Origin of the sequence: Rufibacter glacialis (assembly GCF_008271745.1) — a bacterium.
GTDB lineage: Bacteria > Bacteroidota > Bacteroidia > Cytophagales > Hymenobacteraceae > Nibribacter > Nibribacter glacialis.
In genome coordinates, this window is record NZ_VKKZ01000023.1 from 16,213 (window position 1) to 34,147 (window position 17,935).

Here is a 17,935-nt window from a genome sequence, read left to right on the forward strand (position 1 = left end):
AGCAAGGAAGCTTCCTCCTGTGACCTTATCTTTTTAATGGTTCAGAAAGTTAATTCTTGAGAAAGAACTTAGACGCGGTTAGAAGTGCATCCTGCCTAACTGGGGTTGCCGTAAATAGGGAGGTAATCTTTAGAAAACTGCATGAGTGTACCGTATCTGCCCCTCACCATTTCCCAGATCAAGGAAGAAGTACCGGGGGTGAAAACCTTTGTCTTTGGTGGAGGAGAGGCGCATTCTATCTCCTATCTGCCGGGGCAGTACCTGACGCTGGTGGCACCCACCGCGCAGGGAGAGGTGCGGCGGTCGTACTCTATTACCTCTAGCCCCATTCTTGGAGAACCATTGACCATAGGGGTGAAGCGGATCCCCAACGGCATTTTCTCGCGCAGATTAGTTGATGAGGCCCGGGAGGGAGAGCAGGTGCTTACGGCGGGGGCAGCAGGGTTATTTGTGCTTCCTCAGGAAATGGACCATGTGCAACAGGTGTTCTTCTGGGCCGCCGGTAGTGGCATTACGCCTATCTTTTCGCTGTTGAAGACGGTTCTTTACGCGCACCCTTCCGTGGCCGTCGTATTGGTGTACAGCAACCATGACCAACATAGCACCTTATTTTACCGGGAGTTGCTGCAACTGGAAAGTGATTTCCCTGACCGGCTGAAGATCCTTTTTCTATTCAGTAATTCCCCCAGGCTAGACCAGGCCAGGTTGCACCAGGACCTTCTCAAGCGAATAGTCAAGGAAAATGCCATAGCGCCCTTAGGGAAAATAGTATGTTATGTTTGTGGGCCGGAGAACTACCGTAGGTTGTGCCGGTATGGCTTACGGGCGGCGGGCATCCCTGCTGACAACCTCAGGCAGGAAACGTTCAGCACCACCAAAGTACCGGCGAGAATCGCTCCTCCAGACACCTTGCCGCACCTGGTCTCTCTTCTGTACCAGGGAGTAACCCGGCAGATAGTGCCGCAGTACCCAGATAACATTCTTCTGGCTGCCCGTAAAGCCGGCATCTTTCTGCCCTACAGCTGCGAGGCGGGGAGGTGCGGAAATTGCGTGGCCCGCTGCCTGGAAGGGGAAGTATGGATGTCTTATAATGAGGTCCTGACGCAGAAAGACCTGGATCAAGGCCTCGTCCTGACGTGCGTAGGGCACCCGGTGGGGGGAGAGGTAGTGTTGGAAATCAAATAAGGCTTTAATTGGTTTTTGGGCTATTTTTAAGAAAAACCTTTGAAACCAGCCATGAAAAAGGCTGCCCCTGGAGACAGCCTGATTAAGAATGGTTATTTTGTTTGGAGCAAGGGTGGGGTAGGGTTGTCCACTGCAAGCAGCCATTCCAGGGCTGGGTTTACTTCCTCAAACATCTTGATCTGGAATTTATCGCCTATGTGCTGGTGGAGCTGGTGGAAGGACATTTTTCCGTAGATTCCTGGAGCCAACACCTGGCTCATGTAATGCAAGCCCAGCTCCATTACCCTGGGGGTCCAGAAACTCACAATCCAGTCGTTGGCTACTTCCCAGGGGCCAATCAATTCTTTGTGGTTGTTCAACAGGCGCGGGCAAGGCTGCTCTTCCAGCATCTTGATATAAAAGCTTCCCCCTTGCTTCACGGTATCCAAGGTTTGGATACCAATCCATTGGGCATGGATGTAAGCATTGTCGGCTGCACGTTCTGCTATGAGAAACACATCTCCGTTGGGTTTCTTTAGTTCCGTCTTCGTCATGTTGTTGGTCTATTTCCCCCTTCCAGCCTGTTTAGCTCTAGTCTCAGGGCAAGCGGTTTTGTCTTCGGTAAAAATGCTTTTTTCTTCCTGAAAGAAAAAATCGCCTAAGAATCCTTAGGCGATTATCTGGAAAACAACAGTTCTGAAAAATGGTTTTGCTTAAAGCTTGGATTGCGGCTGGGGTTTGTTTTTGACGTATTTCTCCAGCCATTGGTCCATCTCCCACAGCATGTGCATCACGGACTCCTTGGCTCCGTAGCCGTGGCTTTCAGCGGGCAAAAACACCAGCCTGGTAGTAGCGCCGTGGCCTTTCAATGCATTGTAGAAACGTTCACTCTGAATAGGGAAGGTACCGGAGTTGTTGTCGGCCTCGCCGTGGATGAGGAGGAGCGGGGTCTTGATTTTATGCGCGTAGTTGAACGGAGACATCTTCGCGTACACCTCCGGGGCTTGCCAGAAGGTTCGCTCCTCTGCCTGGAACCCGAACGGCGTCAGGGTGCGGTTGTAGGCTCCGCTGCGGGCAATACCGGCGGCGAACAGATCTGAATGCGCCAGCAGGTTAGCGGTCATAAACGCCCCGTAAGAATGGCCTCCTACGGCTACCCGGGAAGGGTCTGCCACGCCCATTTTGGTTACCTCGTCAATGGCGGCTTTGGCACTAGCCACCAGCTGCTCCACGTAGGTGTCATTGGGTTCGGCATCGCCTTCGCCCACAATAGGGAAATCTGTGCGGTCCAGCACGGCGTATCCTCTGGTGACCCAGAACAGGGGGGAACCGTAGTTGATGCGCGTGAATTCATACGGGGAGGTTTTTACCTGTCCGGCAGTGGCCGCGTCTTTGAACTCCCGTGGGTAAGCCCACATGAGCACCGGTAAACGCCCTTGTTCTTTCTTATAGCCTTTGGGCGTGTACAAGGTGGCAGTCAGCGTAACGCCGTCATTGCGCTTATAGGTCAGTAACTGCTTGCCAATGCCCTGTAGCTCAGGCGACGGGTGCTGGAACTTGGTCAGGGCGGTCAGTTTCTTGGAACCCACCTGGCGCAGGAAGTAGTTAGGCGGATCATTCTCAGATTCGCGACGGGTGATGAACTGGCCTTTCTCTGGGTTGATCACGTCAATGGGAAGCTCATAATAAGGTGCCTCAGACCGCCAGAGGATATCTGCCTTCTTGGTGGCCAGGTTGAACTTGCTCAGGTACGGGCGGTTGCCCTGCGGCGAGCCTCCTTCACTGATCATGTATAGGTTTTGCCCGCTTTTATCTGTCATGAGCACGCTGCGGCCGAACTGGTTCTTGGTCATTACCGGATATCCGGGGTCGGTGTACAGGTCTTCATAGGAGCGTTCTACCAACACCACTGGTTCTGCCCCGGGTTGGCTTGGCTTTACCCGCAGCCTCCGCTCCTGGCGGGTTCTCCACCACCGTTCGGTCACCAGGGCCAGGTCATTGGAACCCCAGGTAATGCCACTGAACCGAAGCTTGGTGCCCACCAGGGCCACTGGTTTGGTCGTGAAAGGAGCCGCCTGGGTGTAGACCACATCCCGGATAGGAACCTCTTTCTTATCATCCCCGCCGTCCTGGGCTTCTACCCAGAACAAGGTGGCCGGTTGGTCGGCCCGCCAAGCTACTTGCCGTGGACCCGTGGCTACGGCGTTGAAACCTACCGGAATATTTTCCCCCAACGGGATGTCTGCGATTTGCTGCACCAGTTTACCAGACCGGTCCCACACTTGCACCGTGTAAGGGAACTGGCTAGAGGGTACCAGGTAAGAGTAAGGCCGTTTGGTGGTGCTCACCAGTACATACTGACCGTCTGGTGACACGCTGAACGATCGGATAATGCCTTGGGCACCTACGTTCGTCTGCTTCCCGTCTAAGGAAACCTGCACCAACTGGCTGGTGAGGTAATAGTCAAAAAGGGCCTCGTCTTGTCTGTTCCTGAGTAGATCCTGGTAGGTGCGGGAAGGGGCGGTGCGGCCCAGGTTCTCCTGAATGATAGGCCCTACCGGCGTAGTGTTGGTTTTGGGAGCCTCGCCTCTGGACGAGTTTACCACTTTCACCAGCAGGCTCTGGCCATCGGGTGCCCAACTGAAGGCGTTGCCCCAGGCATCATTGACCGTAGCCGTGGTCAGTTTTCGGGCCGTTTTATCATTCACCCCCATGACCCAGAGTTCAATGCCGTTGGTCACGGTGTTCAGGAACGCCACTTGTTTTTCATCTGGTGACCAGGTCACATCTGTGATTTTGGGGTTTGCGGGTAACCCTTGCACCGTGAACTCCTGGCCGCCGTTTACCTTTTTGAATTTGAGGTTATTGAAAGAAGACCCCCGGCTGCTGCCGTTCACTGCCGGGTTGATGCGCAACCCTCCAATCCGGGCCTCGGGCGCCGCCACTTCCTCAATGGAAGGGTATCCCGCACGCTCCATGAGCAGCATCCATTCGCCCTTGGAATCAAACAAGACGGAAGGAGTGGCGGGTGCCTCAATCAGTTTGGCAATGGATTCAGCGGGACGCTGGTAGGGGAGGTTAAGGTCTTTGGTGCCCTGGGCCATAGCGCCCGGCCCTGCCAACGAGAGGGCCAAGAGCCAGACAGACAACCGGCTGCGGCTGGAAATGATCTGTTGTAGCATGTTTGTGTAGTTGTGGGATCAAGATATAGAAGCTAATATACACATCTTCTAAGATAGAATAGGACTAGTTTCCTAAAAACGAACCCAAAACCACCAGGCCGGCAACCTAAAGCGAAAAGCGTAATCCTGAAAAGGAGGTTATTCTGGCCGGCTTGGCCGGAAGAACAGGGCAGGGCGCTCTTTAGGAGGAGTTTTGAAATATCGGGCCAGAAACACCTCTTGCTTCTCCACCAACAACAGGGCCTTTTCTACCTGGGCTTTCATGTGCTGCGTGGTCAGGAAGAGATCGGTGTTATCCGTGGGCTTCACCTGTTGGAGCAGCCGCTTGGTTTGCAGGAAAGAAGAAGCGCATTGCCGGGTCATCTGTTTCAGCTCCTGGTCTGAGGTAACGGGTAAAAACCGGTTGTTGCGGTACCTGATGAACTCGTTCAACTGGTCCATGCCTGTGTTGAAAGCCCTGGCTGCTTCATTGTACAGGTCAACGGTCTCGTTCTGTTTGTTGATGGCCAGGTTTTTCCTGGTGAGGTTCAAATGGTCCAATACCACCGGCGGAATCACCTTGTGGGCAGAGATTCTTCTGATGGTCCCCTCCAACCGCTTTCTGTGCGAAGAAGCCTCATAGGCGGCCAGCGAATCACGGAAAGAAAAGACCGGAGAGGGGCGAACCGCGGTGGGCCGGGCCACACCGGCCTTGGCCGAGAGGAATTCCTGATAGGAAAGCGGCCTCTGGGAGAATTGCCACAGAGGATCAAACGGGATATGGGTCTGGATCATGGTGGCAGGCGCCACCATAAAGTACCTGGTGTTGGGACGGGACACAAACGCTCCTTCTTCCATATAACCGGCGCCCCAGGTGGGGTCAAACAGATACCACTGCCCTTCTATCTGGGCCGCTCCCCAGGCATGCCCCACTTGGGTAGAGGTACCCTTGGGCACCACAAATCCAGTGACCAGATAAGCCGGGATTCCCATCCTGGCGCACACCTCCTGGAACACCTCGGCGTAGCCTTGGCAAAGGGCTTTCCTGGTGGCCAGGGTCTGGGTGATGAGGGCCTGCTTTTCATAATACCGGGGCATGGAAGCAAGGGCCTGCACGTCATAGGTTATGTTAGCGGCCAGCCAACCATAAAGCGCCTGTATTTTTTGCTGTGGGGTCTGGAAGTGGCTGTTCAGGTAAGCGGCAATGCCGGCCGTCGTTTTGGCTTGGGCTGCCGGAATAGCGGGCGAAAGGAGGGTGCCCGCCCCGGGGGCGGCAGCTGATTCCTGCCCCACCGCCTGTAAACAGACACAGAAAAGGAAAAAAAGTGAAAGAAGTCTGGGCATTCAGAAAGTCCCTTAAAAAGAAGAATATCAAGGTGTTTGTTTCCAAAGAACATCCTCTGGCTGTAGAACGTTTCAAGCTTAGTTTAGAAAGACAGGTCGAAAGAGGATTTTGCCTTTATTTTTGGCTTTATACTTGCAGCTTCTTTGACAGTTGTTTTCCTTAGAAGCTAGAATCATGAAAAAACAGATTGTACAATTGGTGGTGTTGCTCGTTTTCCTGGTGAGTGCCGCCTCCTGCTCCAGTTCCAGAGATACCAGCAGCTCACGCTATCCCTCGGGCACCCGCACCTCTAAAAGCCAACGCACCTCAGAATCATTCCCTGAGATCTTTTACCCAGGCAGCAGAACCTCCTCTACCAAAGGGTTGCCTCCAGGCCAGGCCAAGAAGGTAAATGGTGACCAGTCTGCCCGCGCCTATGCCCCCGGCCAGCAGAAGAAGATGTACAAGAACAATGGCAACGGGAAGGACAACGGTAATGGCAACAATGGCCAGAAAAAGAAAGGCAAAAAGAAGTAGCCCTTTCCGGCCTAAGAAATAAAAAAAGCGGAAGAACCAATCCTAAATGGTTCTTCCGCTTTTTTTTATGGTCTAACTCTGGGACCTCCTTCAAAGACCCTAGGCACCAACCCCTTGGGTTTCTCTGCGTACACAAGGCTATAACTAAAGGAACTTGACCATGGGTATTCTAGATATTTTCAAAGACGATAAAGAAGATGACAACCGGGCGAACAACATCAACGATGACTACCATCAGCGCAACGCTCCTGGCAATCATCCTGATCCCTCGGCTAAACGTAACATTGGCCCGAATGGGGACACGGAGCGGAATGACCAGAAAGACAAATTAGAGAACCTGCACATTGGCGGGAACGAGGTAACCGGCTACGGGGCCAATGACCCGAACAGCAAGGAGTCAGACACCCAAGGGCCCGGATTTGAGTTTGAAGGCAGCTACGACGCCATGGATGGCTCTGCCAATGGCCTCCGGATGAATGATCAGCCCTTAGACAGTGATACCACCAACTCAGAGGAAGCGGATTATAACCGTTTATAATCTGCCAACTCAAACAAAAAGCCGGTTCCTTGGAAAGGGGAACCGGCTTTTTGTTTTTGGGCTGTTTCTTCAAAAGGCGCTGGAAATCACCAGGTGCCTTTATGGTAGGAAAAACGTGGTATCAGTTGGCTTTGGGATACCACTGCCGCAACCGGACCTCAATGGGCTGTTTCCCGGCTTCTACTTTGGTTTTAAAGGCATTGACGTCACTAAGTCCGTTCTGGCCCCGGTAATGGTAGGGGTACACCATTTTTGGTTTGAAAGCCAGTACGGCAGAGGCGGCCTGGTCCACGTCCATGGTGTAAGGAAGGTTCATGCAGACAAAGGCTACATCAATGTTCTTGAGCGCCCGCATCTCAGGTATGTCTTCGGTGTCGCCGGACAGGTACACGTTCTTGTTGCCCAACCGCACCACGTAGCCGTTTCCCCGGCCTTTGGGGTGCCGGGAGTCAGCAGTCTCGGGTAGGTTGTACATGGGTACGGCCGCTATCTCAAGCCCTTGTTGGGTGGTTTTAGCTCCGTTGGCCAATACCACGGCTTTGGCCTTCATAGGATCCGGTAGCTGGTCTACCACGGCTTGCGGGGCCACAAGGATGGCACCGGAGACAGGCAAGGCCTGCAGGGTCTTCAGATCCAGGTGGTCACCGTGGATGTCTGTGATCAGGATCAGGTCTGGTTTAGCTAGGCCTGTATACAAGGTGGCACCGCCATAGGGATCCACCCAAACGGTTTTGCCATTCCATTGCAGCACCAAAGAGCCATGGGTCACGGGCTGTACCACCAGATCCCCTTGATTGGTTTTGATTCGGTCTGGGGCGGGAAGGTTTTGGGCATTGGCAGCCAGGGTGGCCAGGCAAAACAAAGCCAGCACGTAGTGTTTTATCTTCATCTGTGAAAAAGTTTGGTCCTGACAAGTATACCGAATAAACCAGCCAATGTTTAACCCTTTGCCGTCCAATAAAGAAGCAGCCCGTCTTCCGGGGCGATTTTACTAAATCACCCCGGAAAACGGGCTGCTTGAATGAGTGGAAGTTTTGGCCTATTTGGCTTTTTTTCTCCTCTTTTTGTCTGTTGTGCTCTCTGGGAGGCTGCGGGTACTGAGCAAGCCGGCTGGCACGCTTAGTTCCCCGGTGTGGAAATCAATAAGGCCGTTTTTCTCGTCCTCAATATTGGTGGCCTGCGTGTAGACATCCCCCGCGATGTTCCTTTTGCGCAGCTCCTGCTTGAAGGCCAGAATCTGGTTCGTGCGTTCCTCGGCACTTTTGGGCCCGCCATAGTCAGAGAACCCGAAGCCCCCCCATTCGCTCACGATCAACGGGGTCTGGCCGCGATAGAAATACTGGTCACCAATGACCAGTGGCAACACGGCCACGCCCTCCATTTCCCCGGCGGTCAGCTTATCCAGCAGCTCTATCCATCTGGGTAGTTCTGGGGTGTACAGGTGGGCGGTAAGCAAATCAGACTTGAGCTTGCCTTCATAGGAAATGTGCTGCCAACCGTCATTGTCCACCACCAGGAACTGCGGGTACCTGATCTTCATCAAATGGAAAATCTCCATGATGTAGTTCCGGGTCTCTGGGTTGGTGGCGATGTCCTGGGCGCCCCAGTCCTCGTTGTAAAGGCTCCAGATGATCACCGAAGGATTGGTCTCAATAAGGGCCAGCATCCGGAGCAACTCGCGGCGGTGGTTTTCCCGGCTGCGTCTGGTAGAGGAGTGGGGGCTGGGCACCTCAACCCACAGGAGCAAGCCTATCTCATCTGCCAGGTTATAAATACGGGGGTCGATGCCCGCAATATGCACGCGCACCAGGTTACAGCCCAGATCCTTCATGGCGTACATGTGGCGGCGCATCTCATCATAGGTGGCCGTACCGGGTTGGTACAAGATGCCGTCCAAATAGATTTCCTCGTTGTTGAGGTAGATATGGCGGCCGCGGGCCTCAATCTTGCGCAGGCCGAAGTGTCCGGCAATCTCAGCGGAATACCCGGTTGAATCGATCAGCTGCGCCTCGAATTTGTACAGGTGCGGGTCTTCTGGGCTCCAAAGCAGCGCATTGGGCACCTCTATCACCACATATTGCTGTTTTTGCCCGGCCTCTAACCTGAGCGGGTAATCTGACGTGGAAATAGGAGCATCATTCTCCTCGGCGTCCCGTTCAAAGATGTTCAGCCGCAGGGTGTACTGCCCCGGGTCCTGGATTCGGGTGGTGAAGCTGAACCGCACCAGGGAGTCTTCAATCAGGCTTTGCACGCCCACGCGGGAACGCAGCCGGTTCCGCTCCACGGTTTCCAGCCAAACGCTGCGCACGGCGCCCGCGTAGGTCTGGTACCAGATACCACCGCGTTTGTACACGTGCGATTCCTGCTTGCCCCGGGGTACCTCAGCGTCCATGCTGTGGGAGATGCGCACCGTGAGCCAGTTCACCGGCAGCAAGTGGTCTTCGTTTATCTCAAAGGAGAAGGAGTTGTATTCGCCGTAATGCACTTCTCCGCCTTCCACATCGGTCAGAAGTCTTCCGTTTAACCAAACCCTGGTCTCATAGCCACAAGCCCCAAAGGTGATCTGGTAAATCCGTTTTCCGCCGCTTTCCAGTTTTTCTGGCCGGGTGAACTCCCGCTCATACCAAGCCACCAGTTTGTCTTGCCAGGCCGGAGTTTGCACCTCTCCCTTGGTTTTGGCCATGTGCTCTTCCACGGAGCCCGGCCAGTTGGCGGTGTGGTCATATTTGTGGCCCAGGTACCAGCCTTCGCGCAAGCCTCGGTCTTCCTCATCTAAGGAGAACTTCCATTCGCCGTCCAGCAGTGAGTAGTTGTTAGGCCTCAGGACTACCCGGGGCAGAGGGTTGTCGGCGATAAAGGATGAGTCAGTGTCCAGGTGGGCTTTTACCTCTTCGGGCTCCTCAATATTCTGAGCGATTTTTGATTCTTCAAAACTCTCAGTGGCGCTGAGGTTAGGGTGTTTAGAGATCATAGCAATGTCAATAGGTATGGGAAAGTCTTTTCCTGATCTTGTCTTTACGTTGTTTTTTTCCTGGAAGGTTACCGGGCACCGAAATGAGAGCGTTTCCGGGAATGAACCGCTAAAATGGGAATTTGATATTTTTGGTTCAATCTAAAGTTGAAAATTATGTAATTGTCTCATTCTTATGGAAATAAGTTTTAGTGCTTCTTTTCTTAGGATAATTTGAATACTTGCCGGATATGGGTTTCTGAAGCACCAAAAATTCGGGTTATGGTTTCAGAACCAGAGAGATTCTTCCTAAACCTTTGCCTCAGGGAAGGAGCTGCCGGAGTTGACACCTGGCTGCTCCGTTGCCTCTGGGGAACGGGTGAAAAGTAAAGAATAGATTCCTTCCAAGGTGTTCAGCACCAGGTGGCTTGGGGAATTACCTCCTTTAGGCAAAATTTATTGAAATCGGTTGCATTGATGGGGTGGTTTTCTATATATTCACCAAACTAATCTAAAATCCTATAGCGAAGATGACTTCATTCAAATCTACCAAATACCTGCCCCTGGTACTTGCGGCGGCGGCCTTCACCGGTGCCTGCCAGAAGCAAGCCTCTTCTGAAACAACTTCCACGCAGGTGGAGAACACCGTTGCGGCGGCAGGGCAAGATTCTACCGCTGGTAAATACCTGTCCCAACCGCTGATCCCCGGTATGTACACCGCAGATCCTTCGGCCCACGTATTCAATGGCAAGATTTACATCTACCCTTCGCATGACATTGAGGCAGGTACCCCGGAGAATGACAACGGTGACCATTTTGACATGAGAGATTACCATGTCTTCTCCATGGACAGCGTCAACGGGAAAGTGACTGACCACGGGGTAGCCCTGGACATCAAAGACATTCCCTGGGCCGGCCGGCAGCTCTGGGCGCCAGACGCTGCCTTCAAAAACGGGAAATATTACCTTTACTTCCCCGTGAAAGACAAGCAGGATGTTTTCCGGATAGGAGTGGCTACCTCCACTTCGCCCGCCGGGCCGTTCAAGCCGGAGGCTAAACCCATTGCCGGTTCCTTTAGCATTGACCCTGCTGTTTTCACTGATACAGACGGTACTTCGTACATGTACTTTGGAGGCATCTGGGGAGGACAGCTGCAACGGTGGGCTACCGGGAAATATGACTCCACCGCGGCGCCTGAACCAGCCACCGGCAATGCCCTGGCACCCAAAATGGCGAAGATGCGGGCCGATATGCTAGGGTTTGACGGCCCGGTGAAAGATGTGCAGATCCTGGACCAGAACGGAAAGCCTTTCCCGGCCACTGATCATAACAAGCGTTTCTTTGAGGCGGCCTGGGTGCATAAATACAATGGGAAATACTACTTCTCGTATTCCACCGGAGATACGCACAATATTGCCTACGCCGTGGGAGATTCACCCGCTGGTCCGTTTACCTACAAAGGCGTGATCCTGAATCCGGTGGAAGGCTGGACAAACCACCACTCTATTGTGGAGTTCAACGGCAAGTGGTACCTCTTCTACCATGACACGCAGCTATCAGGCAAAACGCACCTACGGAACATCAAAGTAACGGAATTAACCCACCTGCCTGACGGGACCATCCAGACCATCCACCCCTTGAAATCTTAGCCTTTACGAATTCCCAAGCAAAAGCCCCACCTCTTACCTAGAGGTGGGGCTTTTGCTTTCAAGGTTGTTCCAGGTTCTATCAAAGCAAACTTTTCGGCGTAATACGGTGTGAAATTAGGGATCGCGTTTAGGAATAGTTTTAAGGAAAATAGCATAAAAATGGCAGCGTATTCACCAAGGTGGCTGTCAATGGGGGGCAGGAGACAAGGCAGCGCCTTGTCTCTACGGTCAATTCGACAACGCTTGACCAGCAGCAAAAACTAAGGTGTTTAGAAGCTATTTTCAGTAGAACAGGGTAAAAACAGGAGAGGTCCTTTCCATATGAAAAGGACCTCTCCTGTTTTTCAGCACGATAACAGAAATCAATGCATCCACCGGGGGCAGATCACTTTCCCACGGTTGAAGAGTTTCAGGCCCAGTACTACCTCGTGGGAACCGGTATTGCCAATGCTCAGGGGAGAGGTGTTGTAGTCATAGGAATAGCTCACGTCCATGATATGGCTGATGTTGACCCCGGTCATGACGGCGAAGGCATCTTCACTGCGGTAAGAGACCCCCGCCCATACGCGTTCCGCATAGAGTGCCCGCAGGTTGAAATCAATTGTGGTGGGGCTGGGTTGGGTCAGTTTCACCAGTACTGAAGGAATCAATGTTACCTCCTGGCCGATGTTGAATTTATAGCCTGCCGTTCCTATAAAGTGTTTCTGCAACACATTGTTAGACGTGGTTTCACTCTCCTCCAAGTTCAGGTCTCGGTTGCTCCTAAGGAGCTGCGCCCCAGATAGGCCCACAAAGAAAGTGTTGGAGTAAATCCAGGTTCCTAAGCCCAGGTCAAAGTAATTCCGGTTCACGTAGCTACTGGCAATAGCGGGGTCTCCCGGACTGGTAAAGGTGGCTTCGCTGGCATTGATGCTGTTGCGCAAAATGCCTGCGCTGGCCCCCATAGACACAGTGATGCTGCGGGTCACGGGTAAATGGTAGGCATACGTGAGGTTCACGTTGGTACGGCGCAAGGGACCGGTGCGGTCACTGATGGCTTGAATACCTACTCCGTGGTGGGGGTAAGTACGCATGAACCGGTTCTTGTTCACCGAGCGGGTGCGGGACATCCCTTTGCCTACGTTCCGGACGCTGGCCACCTGCTTGTTCAGGGGCGTATGGGCACTCACGTGGTAGGTTTTGGGGGCTCCTTCCAACCCCACCCATTGCTGGCGGGTACCCATTTTCACCTCGGTATAATCTTCAATACCCGTAATGGCGGGGTTCAGTAAATAGCTATTGATCATGAACTGGCTAAACTGCGGCCGTTGTTGTCCCCACACCGGGGCGGATAAGAGCAGTAGAACCAGAAAAGCGCCTAAGTTCTTCTTCATCTGATTATTTGATAATGGTAATACTGCCCGTAAAAGGTCTTTCATTCTTGTTCAGCCGGATGATGTAGTAGTAGGTGGCCAGGGGCAGGGTGTTCCCGTTCTGTTTCCCATCCCAGGGCTGGTATCCACTGGCAGGCGATTTATACACCTGAGCCCCGTACCGGTTGAAGATTTCCACAGTAGCTTCGGGGTAGTTCTCTATGTACTGGATTTCCCAGAGTTCATTGAAGCCATCACCGTTGGGGCTGAACGTATTCACAATCTTAATGCGTGGGATGATAGTGATGGTAATTTCATCGGTGGCTTCACAGCCAGTACCATTAGAAACGGTTACTGTGTACGTGATGGTGGTAATGTCGGTGACATTGTCTGGAGTGGTCACTACCGGGTTGGCAATGTCTGGATTGCTTAAGCCAGTAGCAGGTGTCCATTTGTAGGTGCCGCCACCCGTGGCCCGCAGTTGCAGGGATTGCCCTGCAATGACAGTGGTGTCATTTCCGGCAGAAGCCGAGAAAGGTGCCACAGTAACCCTTACCGGAGTACGGGAAGTACTCACGCACTTATTTTCATTTTCTGCCTCCACATAAAAGGTGGTGTTTTGCGTCAAGGCTGGCGTGGTAAAGGAAGTGCCGGCGCCTATGGGTTCTCCCCCGGTTTTATCAGTGTACCAGATGTAGGTCAGGTTGCTGCCAGTGGCCGGTTGAACCTCCAGTACCGCTGAGCTTCCCTGGCAGGTACGCACGTCGGCAGAGGTCACACTGGGGGCCTGGGGCAGTTCATCTATTTCAATGAGAATAGATTCAGAGGAAGGTACAAAATCGCAGTTGGTTCCCTTGTACTTGGCTACCCTCCTGAACCAGGTTTTCTGCGTCACAAATTCTGGGGTGAAAGAGGCACCATTTTTATTATCTGAACCGTCTGCCGCACGCGCAGCCACAAACCCGGTGGTGGCGCTGGTGGTGCTGCTCTGCCATTGGTATTCTATGTCCCCGTTGAGCAGGTTGCCACTGAAGGTAGGCTCGTCACCCCTACACACAATTTTCTTGTCTACAGAGATCACGTTCTCACTGGGTTCAATGACGGGCAGCACCTCAATGGTAATCTCATTGCTGAGGTTGGGCGTGTCGCAGCCTTCAAAGGAGACGGTTCTCCGGAAGATGGTAGTCTCAGAGAGTTCCTGCGGCGAATAACTCTGCTGGTTATTGGTTCCGGCTGCGGCTGAGAATTCAGAGGCTCCTACGGCCTTGCTTTCCCAGAGGTACGTAGGCTTCAGCGATCCTACCCGCACGTTGGTCCCGGACAAAGCCGCGGGTTTGGTGCCTTCGCAGATGGTGTCTGGGGCGGAGATGGTGTTGTCAATGTCCTCCTGAATGGTGTTGATGGTGAACATAGTCCTTTCCAGGCTTTCGCAGCCATTCTCAAAGGCAGCCACGTACAGGACGGTTCTGCCGTTAACCGGTCCTGCAAAGTACGACGGGGTGGGACCACTGGTATTCAGAGGGCGGTTGCTGGTTTCGTTCGCGTAAAAGTTATACATCCTATTGGGCTGCGAAGGAGTAGGCGATAGCTCATAGGTGCCCCCGGCGCAGACATAGGTTTCTGCCAGCGGCAGAATCGGCTTGGGCGGGCGCGGCGTGAAGTCAATGTTGAACTGGGTGATCCCGTTCAGGGCATCTGAGAATTCGCACTCGTTCGCGTACCGCAACGTCACCACGTAGGAGCCTTTCCGGGGAAACGTGAACACCGGGTTTTCAATTTTAGGGTCACTGATGGTGCCTCCGGTTCCGGAGATTATCTTCCACTCAATGGAGCCGGGTCTTTGGGTGCCCAGGTTGTAATCCAGTTTACCATCCTGGCTGCCTACTAATTGGGCCCCGTTGATAGTGAAAGGAGTAGCCGTAGGCGATAAATCTTCGCACTCGCTGATGGTCTGCGGACTCACCTGCGGATACACGATCGTTACCTGCTCTTCATGCACATACCGGCCGTCAGATTCTTTGTCTGGGTTATCTGGGTCTACGGCGTCTGCCGGGCCGTCTGGCTTGGTGGGGTCAAAGCAGGCACCCTTGATCCGTAGCCGGATGGTATACTGGCCTTTCTGGTTGAACTGTAGGATAGGGTTGGCCGAGGAAGCGGTGGTGCCGTCCAGGAATTTGGCCACTTTTGAATCTACCTTTTCGTCTTTGCTGTCTGTAATCTCCCATGTGTAGGTCAGACCTGTTTCCGGGGTAGATTCATTCTTGAGGGTGACTTTCACGGGTATCCCGCAAGTGTCGGCGCTTTGTGGCTGAATACGTATCCGTTCTTCTATACTGAACTTCGCCTCTTCCTTGTTCACGGTCACGGCTACGGCATCAGAGGTGTCGGCGGCGCAGGTGGCACTCCTGACAATCACCGTATAGCTACCGGATTCTTCCAGAGGATAGGTTCGTTGGTTCGCATTTGGGATGTTTACGCCGTCTTTTCGCCATTGGTAGAAGAACCTGGTGCCGGCAGGGTTGGCCGTTAAGGTGGTTCCGGAGCAGACTGTAGGGGAAGGTAAGGCAGCGATGGAAGCACCGCATGATGGTGTGGGGGGTTGCCCATACATCAAAGAGGAGCTATAGAGATAAAGCGCAAATATCAGCAGATAGCTTTTGAAGGAGTGCATTCGATTTTCTGGAAAAAGTAAACAACATCAAAACGGGTAATCATGTTGAAGAAGAAATTCTACAGAACTATTGCGTCTGCCTTTCCAGAAACAGGTACTAAATGGATGATCCAGAAGTAGGAGGGAAGTAATAGTTATATCAAATAGTCTTTCTTCTTAAGTTGATGAACCTCTTGTTATTAATCGTAAAACGCAGGATTTTATTATATGATTTCCTTGAAATCCTTCATAAAAAAACGAGACCCTGGCAAGGCTAATATAAGGCTAAATGAGCGCCTAGGCAATGGGTAAACTTTCAAAGACCTCACTTGCCAAGGGAAAACTAAATCCCACCCTCTTCTCCCAGAAGGCTGTATCCCTTATCCCGTTTTTGAGCCTGCCCAGCCTTGCCATGCCCATGGTAGCTCTACATTTAACTTAACGTATACGAGCCCAGAGTAGGCGGTGGATTTAGTTAGGTGAAAAGATAAAATAAATCTTTAGTAAATCCTATAGGATTCTTGTTGCGGGGGCTAGTTCCTATGGACGGTAGGCTGGAATACTAGAATGGAAGACAAGAAGACAGGATGATGCTTGAAAGGTAAAACTACCAAGAGGATGTACTGTTGCCTCCGTTTTAGCCTTGATTTCCCGAAAAGAGGCCTTAAACCCATATTTTGCTCGTAACAGGCGTTTAGAACCTGTTTTTACAAAAGAAGCCAGAAACCAAAAGCCCTTCTGAATTGAGATCAGAAGGGCTTTTTAAGTAAGACCTTGAAAAATACGGTTAGGCTATTTCAGGTTCAGATCCGAGATAATAGCCTGGATTTTAGCATCTAGCTTTTGCCCTACCAGCTCATATTCCTCGGCAGAGGCCAACGGCTCCCGCACGCTGAAGTAGAATTTGATTTTTGGCTCTGTGCCCGATGGCCTGGCGGAAACCTTGGTGCCGTCTTGGGTGAGGAACTGAAGCACGTTGGAGCTTTCCAGACCTGTGGCGCTTTCTTCGCCGGTTTTCAGGTTCCGGCGGAAGCCGGTCTTGTAGTCAATCAATTCCACCACGTCTGACCCGGCAATGGATTTGGGCGGGTTCTCGCGCAGTTCCTGCATCATTTCCTGGATTTCCTGGGCTCCGCGGTGGCCTTTCTTGGTTAGGGAAATGAGATCTTCCTTGTAATACCCAAACTCCTGGTACATCTGGATCATGAGCTCATAGAGGCTCTTGCCCTGGTCTTTGGCGGCGGCGGCCATTTCCGCGATCATGGCGCAGGAAGAGACCGCATCTTTGTCGCGCACGAAATCCCCTACCAGGAAACCGTAGCTTTCCTCTCCGCCGCAGATGTACTGGGCCTCACCTTCTTTTTCGCGCATGATGGTGGCAATGTATTTAAAGCCGGTCAGGGTTTCGTAGCAGTCTACCCCAAAGCCTTCGGCCACGCGGTTGATCAGGTCAGTGGTGACAATGGTGTTCACCACGTATTCTTTACCGGTCAACCGGCCCGCTTTCTGCCAGGCCTGCAAGATGTAGTAGGTCAGTAGGGCGGCGGTCTGGTTTCCGTTCAGGAGCACGAACTTGCCGCTCAGGTCCCGCACGGCAATCCCTACGCGGTCGGCATCAGGGTCGGTGGCCAGCACCAGTTCCGCGTTCAACTCCTCCGCTTTCTGCATGGCCAGGTTCATGGCGTCTTTCTCTTCAGGGTTTGGGTACACCACCGTAGGGAAGTTGCCGTCTGGGGTGGCCTGCGCCTCCAGCACGTGCACGTTGGTAAACCCAAAGCGCTCCAGAGCCTGTGGTACCAAGGTGATGCCTGTGCCGTGGATAGGGGTGAAGACAATGCTCAAATCCTGCTGGCGCTTGATCATCTCAGGGTCTACTGACAAAGTAGCTACTTTGTCTAGGTAGGCTTGGTCCACCTCTTCCAGAATGAATTCCACGTTGGCTTCGTTCCGCTCAAACTTCACCTGGTCCAGGGAGGTGATCTTGTTCACCTCAGCAATGATGTTCTTGTCATGGGGCGCGGTAACCTGGCCCCCGTCGTTCCAGTAGGCTTTGTACCCGTTGTATTCTTTGGGGTTATGCGATGCCGTGAGCACCACCCCGCTTTGGCAGCCCAGATGCCTGATGGCGAAAGACAATTCCGGCGTAGGCCGCAGTTCTTTGAAGAAATACACCTTGATGCCGTTGGCGCTGAACACATCTGCCACCACGTTGGCAAAATAAGGGCTGTTGTTGCGGCTGTCATGCGCTATGGCCACGCTTATCTGCTGGCCGGGGAACGACTTGAGCAGGTAATTGCTCAGACCCTGGGTAGCCATGCCCACGGTGTAGCGGTTCATGCGGTTGCTGCCCACGCCCATGATGCCCCGTAAGCCCCCGGTACCAAACTCAAGGTCCTTGTAGAAGGAATCGGTGAGGGCGTCGGTGTCCTGGCTGTCAATCAGGCGTTGTACTTCGGTTTTGGTGTCTTGGTCATAGCCGCCTTCCAGCCAGGTGTTCACCTTAGAGAGCACGGCCGGCTCCAGCGATAAATTGTTTTCCATAGTTCAGTTGTAGAAGAAGAAGCGTTTTGGGACTGTTTGTCAGAAACAGTCCCAAAACGGCATAAAAGA

Annotated in this window: 12 protein-coding genes; 4 read left to right on the plus strand and 8 right to left on the minus strand. The window is 52.8% G+C overall.

Features of this window, described 5'->3' with window-relative positions; translation table 11 throughout:
• The first annotated feature begins 141 nt into the window (after window positions 1-141).
• On the plus strand, window positions 142-1,185 hold the full coding sequence (locus FOE74_RS16110) for a flavin reductase family protein (RefSeq protein WP_149099669.1): 1,044 nt from the start codon (window positions 142-144) through the stop codon (window positions 1,183-1,185).
• Window positions 1,186-1,277: 92 nt separating this feature from the next.
• Here FOE74_RS16110 and FOE74_RS16115 read toward each other — a convergent pair whose 3' ends face one another.
• The 3 genes from FOE74_RS16115 to FOE74_RS16125 form a co-directional block, all read right to left on the minus strand.
• On the minus strand, window positions 1,278-1,718 hold the full coding sequence (locus FOE74_RS16115; RefSeq protein ID WP_149099670.1) for a hypothetical protein: 441 nt from the start codon (window positions 1,716-1,718) through the stop codon (window positions 1,278-1,280).
• 159 nt (window positions 1,719-1,877) lie between these two features.
• On the minus strand, window positions 1,878-4,346 hold the full coding sequence (locus tag FOE74_RS16120; RefSeq protein ID WP_149099671.1) for a prolyl oligopeptidase family serine peptidase: 2,469 nt from the start codon (window positions 4,344-4,346) through the stop codon (window positions 1,878-1,880).
• 138 nt (window positions 4,347-4,484) lie between these two features.
• The gene (locus tag FOE74_RS16125) at window positions 4,485-5,669 is read right to left on the minus strand and encodes a transglutaminase domain-containing protein (protein WP_149099672.1); all 1,185 of its coding nucleotides are present in this window, start codon (window positions 5,667-5,669) and stop codon (window positions 4,485-4,487) included.
• A gap of 175 nt (window positions 5,670-5,844) precedes the next feature.
• On the opposite strand from FOE74_RS16125, the gene FOE74_RS16130 reads away from it, so the two are divergent.
• Complete coding sequence (locus FOE74_RS16130; protein WP_149099673.1) at window positions 5,845-6,186, plus strand: hypothetical protein; 342 nt, start codon at window positions 5,845-5,847, stop codon at window positions 6,184-6,186.
• A gap of 160 nt (window positions 6,187-6,346) precedes the next feature.
• The gene (locus tag FOE74_RS16135) at window positions 6,347-6,724 is read left to right on the plus strand and encodes a hypothetical protein (RefSeq protein ID WP_149099674.1); all 378 of its coding nucleotides are present in this window, start codon (window positions 6,347-6,349) and stop codon (window positions 6,722-6,724) included.
• 121 nt (window positions 6,725-6,845) lie between these two features.
• On the opposite strand, the gene FOE74_RS16140 is transcribed toward FOE74_RS16135, so the two are convergent.
• A complete protein-coding gene (locus tag FOE74_RS16140) occupies window positions 6,846-7,613 on the minus strand; it encodes an MBL fold metallo-hydrolase (RefSeq protein WP_149099675.1) in 768 nt (255 codons plus the stop codon).
• 150 nt (window positions 7,614-7,763) lie between these two features.
• Window positions 7,764-9,695: a glycoside hydrolase family 2 protein gene (locus tag FOE74_RS16145; RefSeq protein ID WP_149099676.1), complete on the minus strand. Its 1,932-nt coding sequence runs from the start codon at window positions 9,693-9,695 to the stop codon at window positions 7,764-7,766.
• Window positions 9,696-10,204: 509 nt separating this feature from the next.
• On the opposite strand from FOE74_RS16145, the gene FOE74_RS16150 reads away from it, so the two are divergent.
• On the plus strand, window positions 10,205-11,323 hold the full coding sequence (locus FOE74_RS16150; RefSeq protein ID WP_149099677.1) for a glycoside hydrolase family 43 protein: 1,119 nt from the start codon (window positions 10,205-10,207) through the stop codon (window positions 11,321-11,323).
• A gap of 362 nt (window positions 11,324-11,685) precedes the next feature.
• Here the strand turns inward: FOE74_RS16150 and FOE74_RS16155 are convergent, their stop codons facing one another.
• From FOE74_RS16155 to FOE74_RS16165, 3 genes are all read right to left on the minus strand, one after another.
• Window positions 11,686-12,696, minus strand: a complete 1,011-nt coding sequence (locus tag FOE74_RS16155) for a PorP/SprF family type IX secretion system membrane protein (RefSeq protein ID WP_149099678.1) — start codon at window positions 12,694-12,696, stop codon at window positions 11,686-11,688.
• 4 nt (window positions 12,697-12,700) lie between these two features.
• Window positions 12,701-15,286 carry a gliding motility-associated C-terminal domain-containing protein gene (locus FOE74_RS16160; protein ID WP_188686932.1) on the minus strand — a complete coding sequence of 862 codons (2,586 nt, stop codon included), beginning with the start codon at window positions 15,284-15,286 and terminating at the stop codon, window positions 12,701-12,703.
• An 831-nt stretch (window positions 15,287-16,117) separates the two neighbouring features.
• Complete coding sequence (locus FOE74_RS16165; protein ID WP_149099680.1) at window positions 16,118-17,866, minus strand: phospho-sugar mutase; 1,749 nt, start codon at window positions 17,864-17,866, stop codon at window positions 16,118-16,120.
• Between the last annotated feature and the right edge of the window lie 69 nt (window positions 17,867-17,935).

What these genes read in the sequence shown, in the direction of transcription:
- FOE74_RS16110 (WP_149099669.1), top strand. Translation starts at nt 142, where the DNA reads ATGAGTGTACCGTATCTGCCCCTCACCATTTCCCAGATCAAGGAAGAA.
- FOE74_RS16115 (WP_149099670.1), bottom strand. Translation starts at nt 1,718, where the DNA reads ATGACGAAGACGGAACTAAAGAAACCCAACGGAGATGTGTTTCTCATA.
- FOE74_RS16120 (WP_149099671.1), bottom strand. Translation starts at nt 4,346, where the DNA reads ATGCTACAACAGATCATTTCCAGCCGCAGCCGGTTGTCTGTCTGGCTC.
- FOE74_RS16125 (WP_149099672.1), bottom strand. Translation starts at nt 5,669, where the DNA reads ATGCCCAGACTTCTTTCACTTTTTTTCCTTTTCTGTGTCTGTTTACAG.
- FOE74_RS16130 (WP_149099673.1), top strand. Translation starts at nt 5,845, where the DNA reads ATGAAAAAACAGATTGTACAATTGGTGGTGTTGCTCGTTTTCCTGGTG.
- FOE74_RS16135 (WP_149099674.1), top strand. Translation starts at nt 6,347, where the DNA reads ATGGGTATTCTAGATATTTTCAAAGACGATAAAGAAGATGACAACCGG.
- FOE74_RS16140 (WP_149099675.1), bottom strand. Translation starts at nt 7,613, where the DNA reads ATGAAGATAAAACACTACGTGCTGGCTTTGTTTTGCCTGGCCACCCTG.
- FOE74_RS16145 (WP_149099676.1), bottom strand. Translation starts at nt 9,695, where the DNA reads ATGATCTCTAAACACCCTAACCTCAGCGCCACTGAGAGTTTTGAAGAA.
- FOE74_RS16150 (WP_149099677.1), top strand. Translation starts at nt 10,205, where the DNA reads ATGACTTCATTCAAATCTACCAAATACCTGCCCCTGGTACTTGCGGCG.
- FOE74_RS16155 (WP_149099678.1), bottom strand. Translation starts at nt 12,696, where the DNA reads ATGAAGAAGAACTTAGGCGCTTTTCTGGTTCTACTGCTCTTATCCGCC.
- FOE74_RS16160 (WP_188686932.1), bottom strand. Translation starts at nt 15,286, where the DNA reads ATGTATGGGCAACCCCCCACACCATCATGCGGTGCTTCCATCGCTGCC.
- FOE74_RS16165 (WP_149099680.1), bottom strand. Translation starts at nt 17,866, where the DNA reads ATGGAAAACAATTTATCGCTGGAGCCGGCCGTGCTCTCTAAGGTGAAC.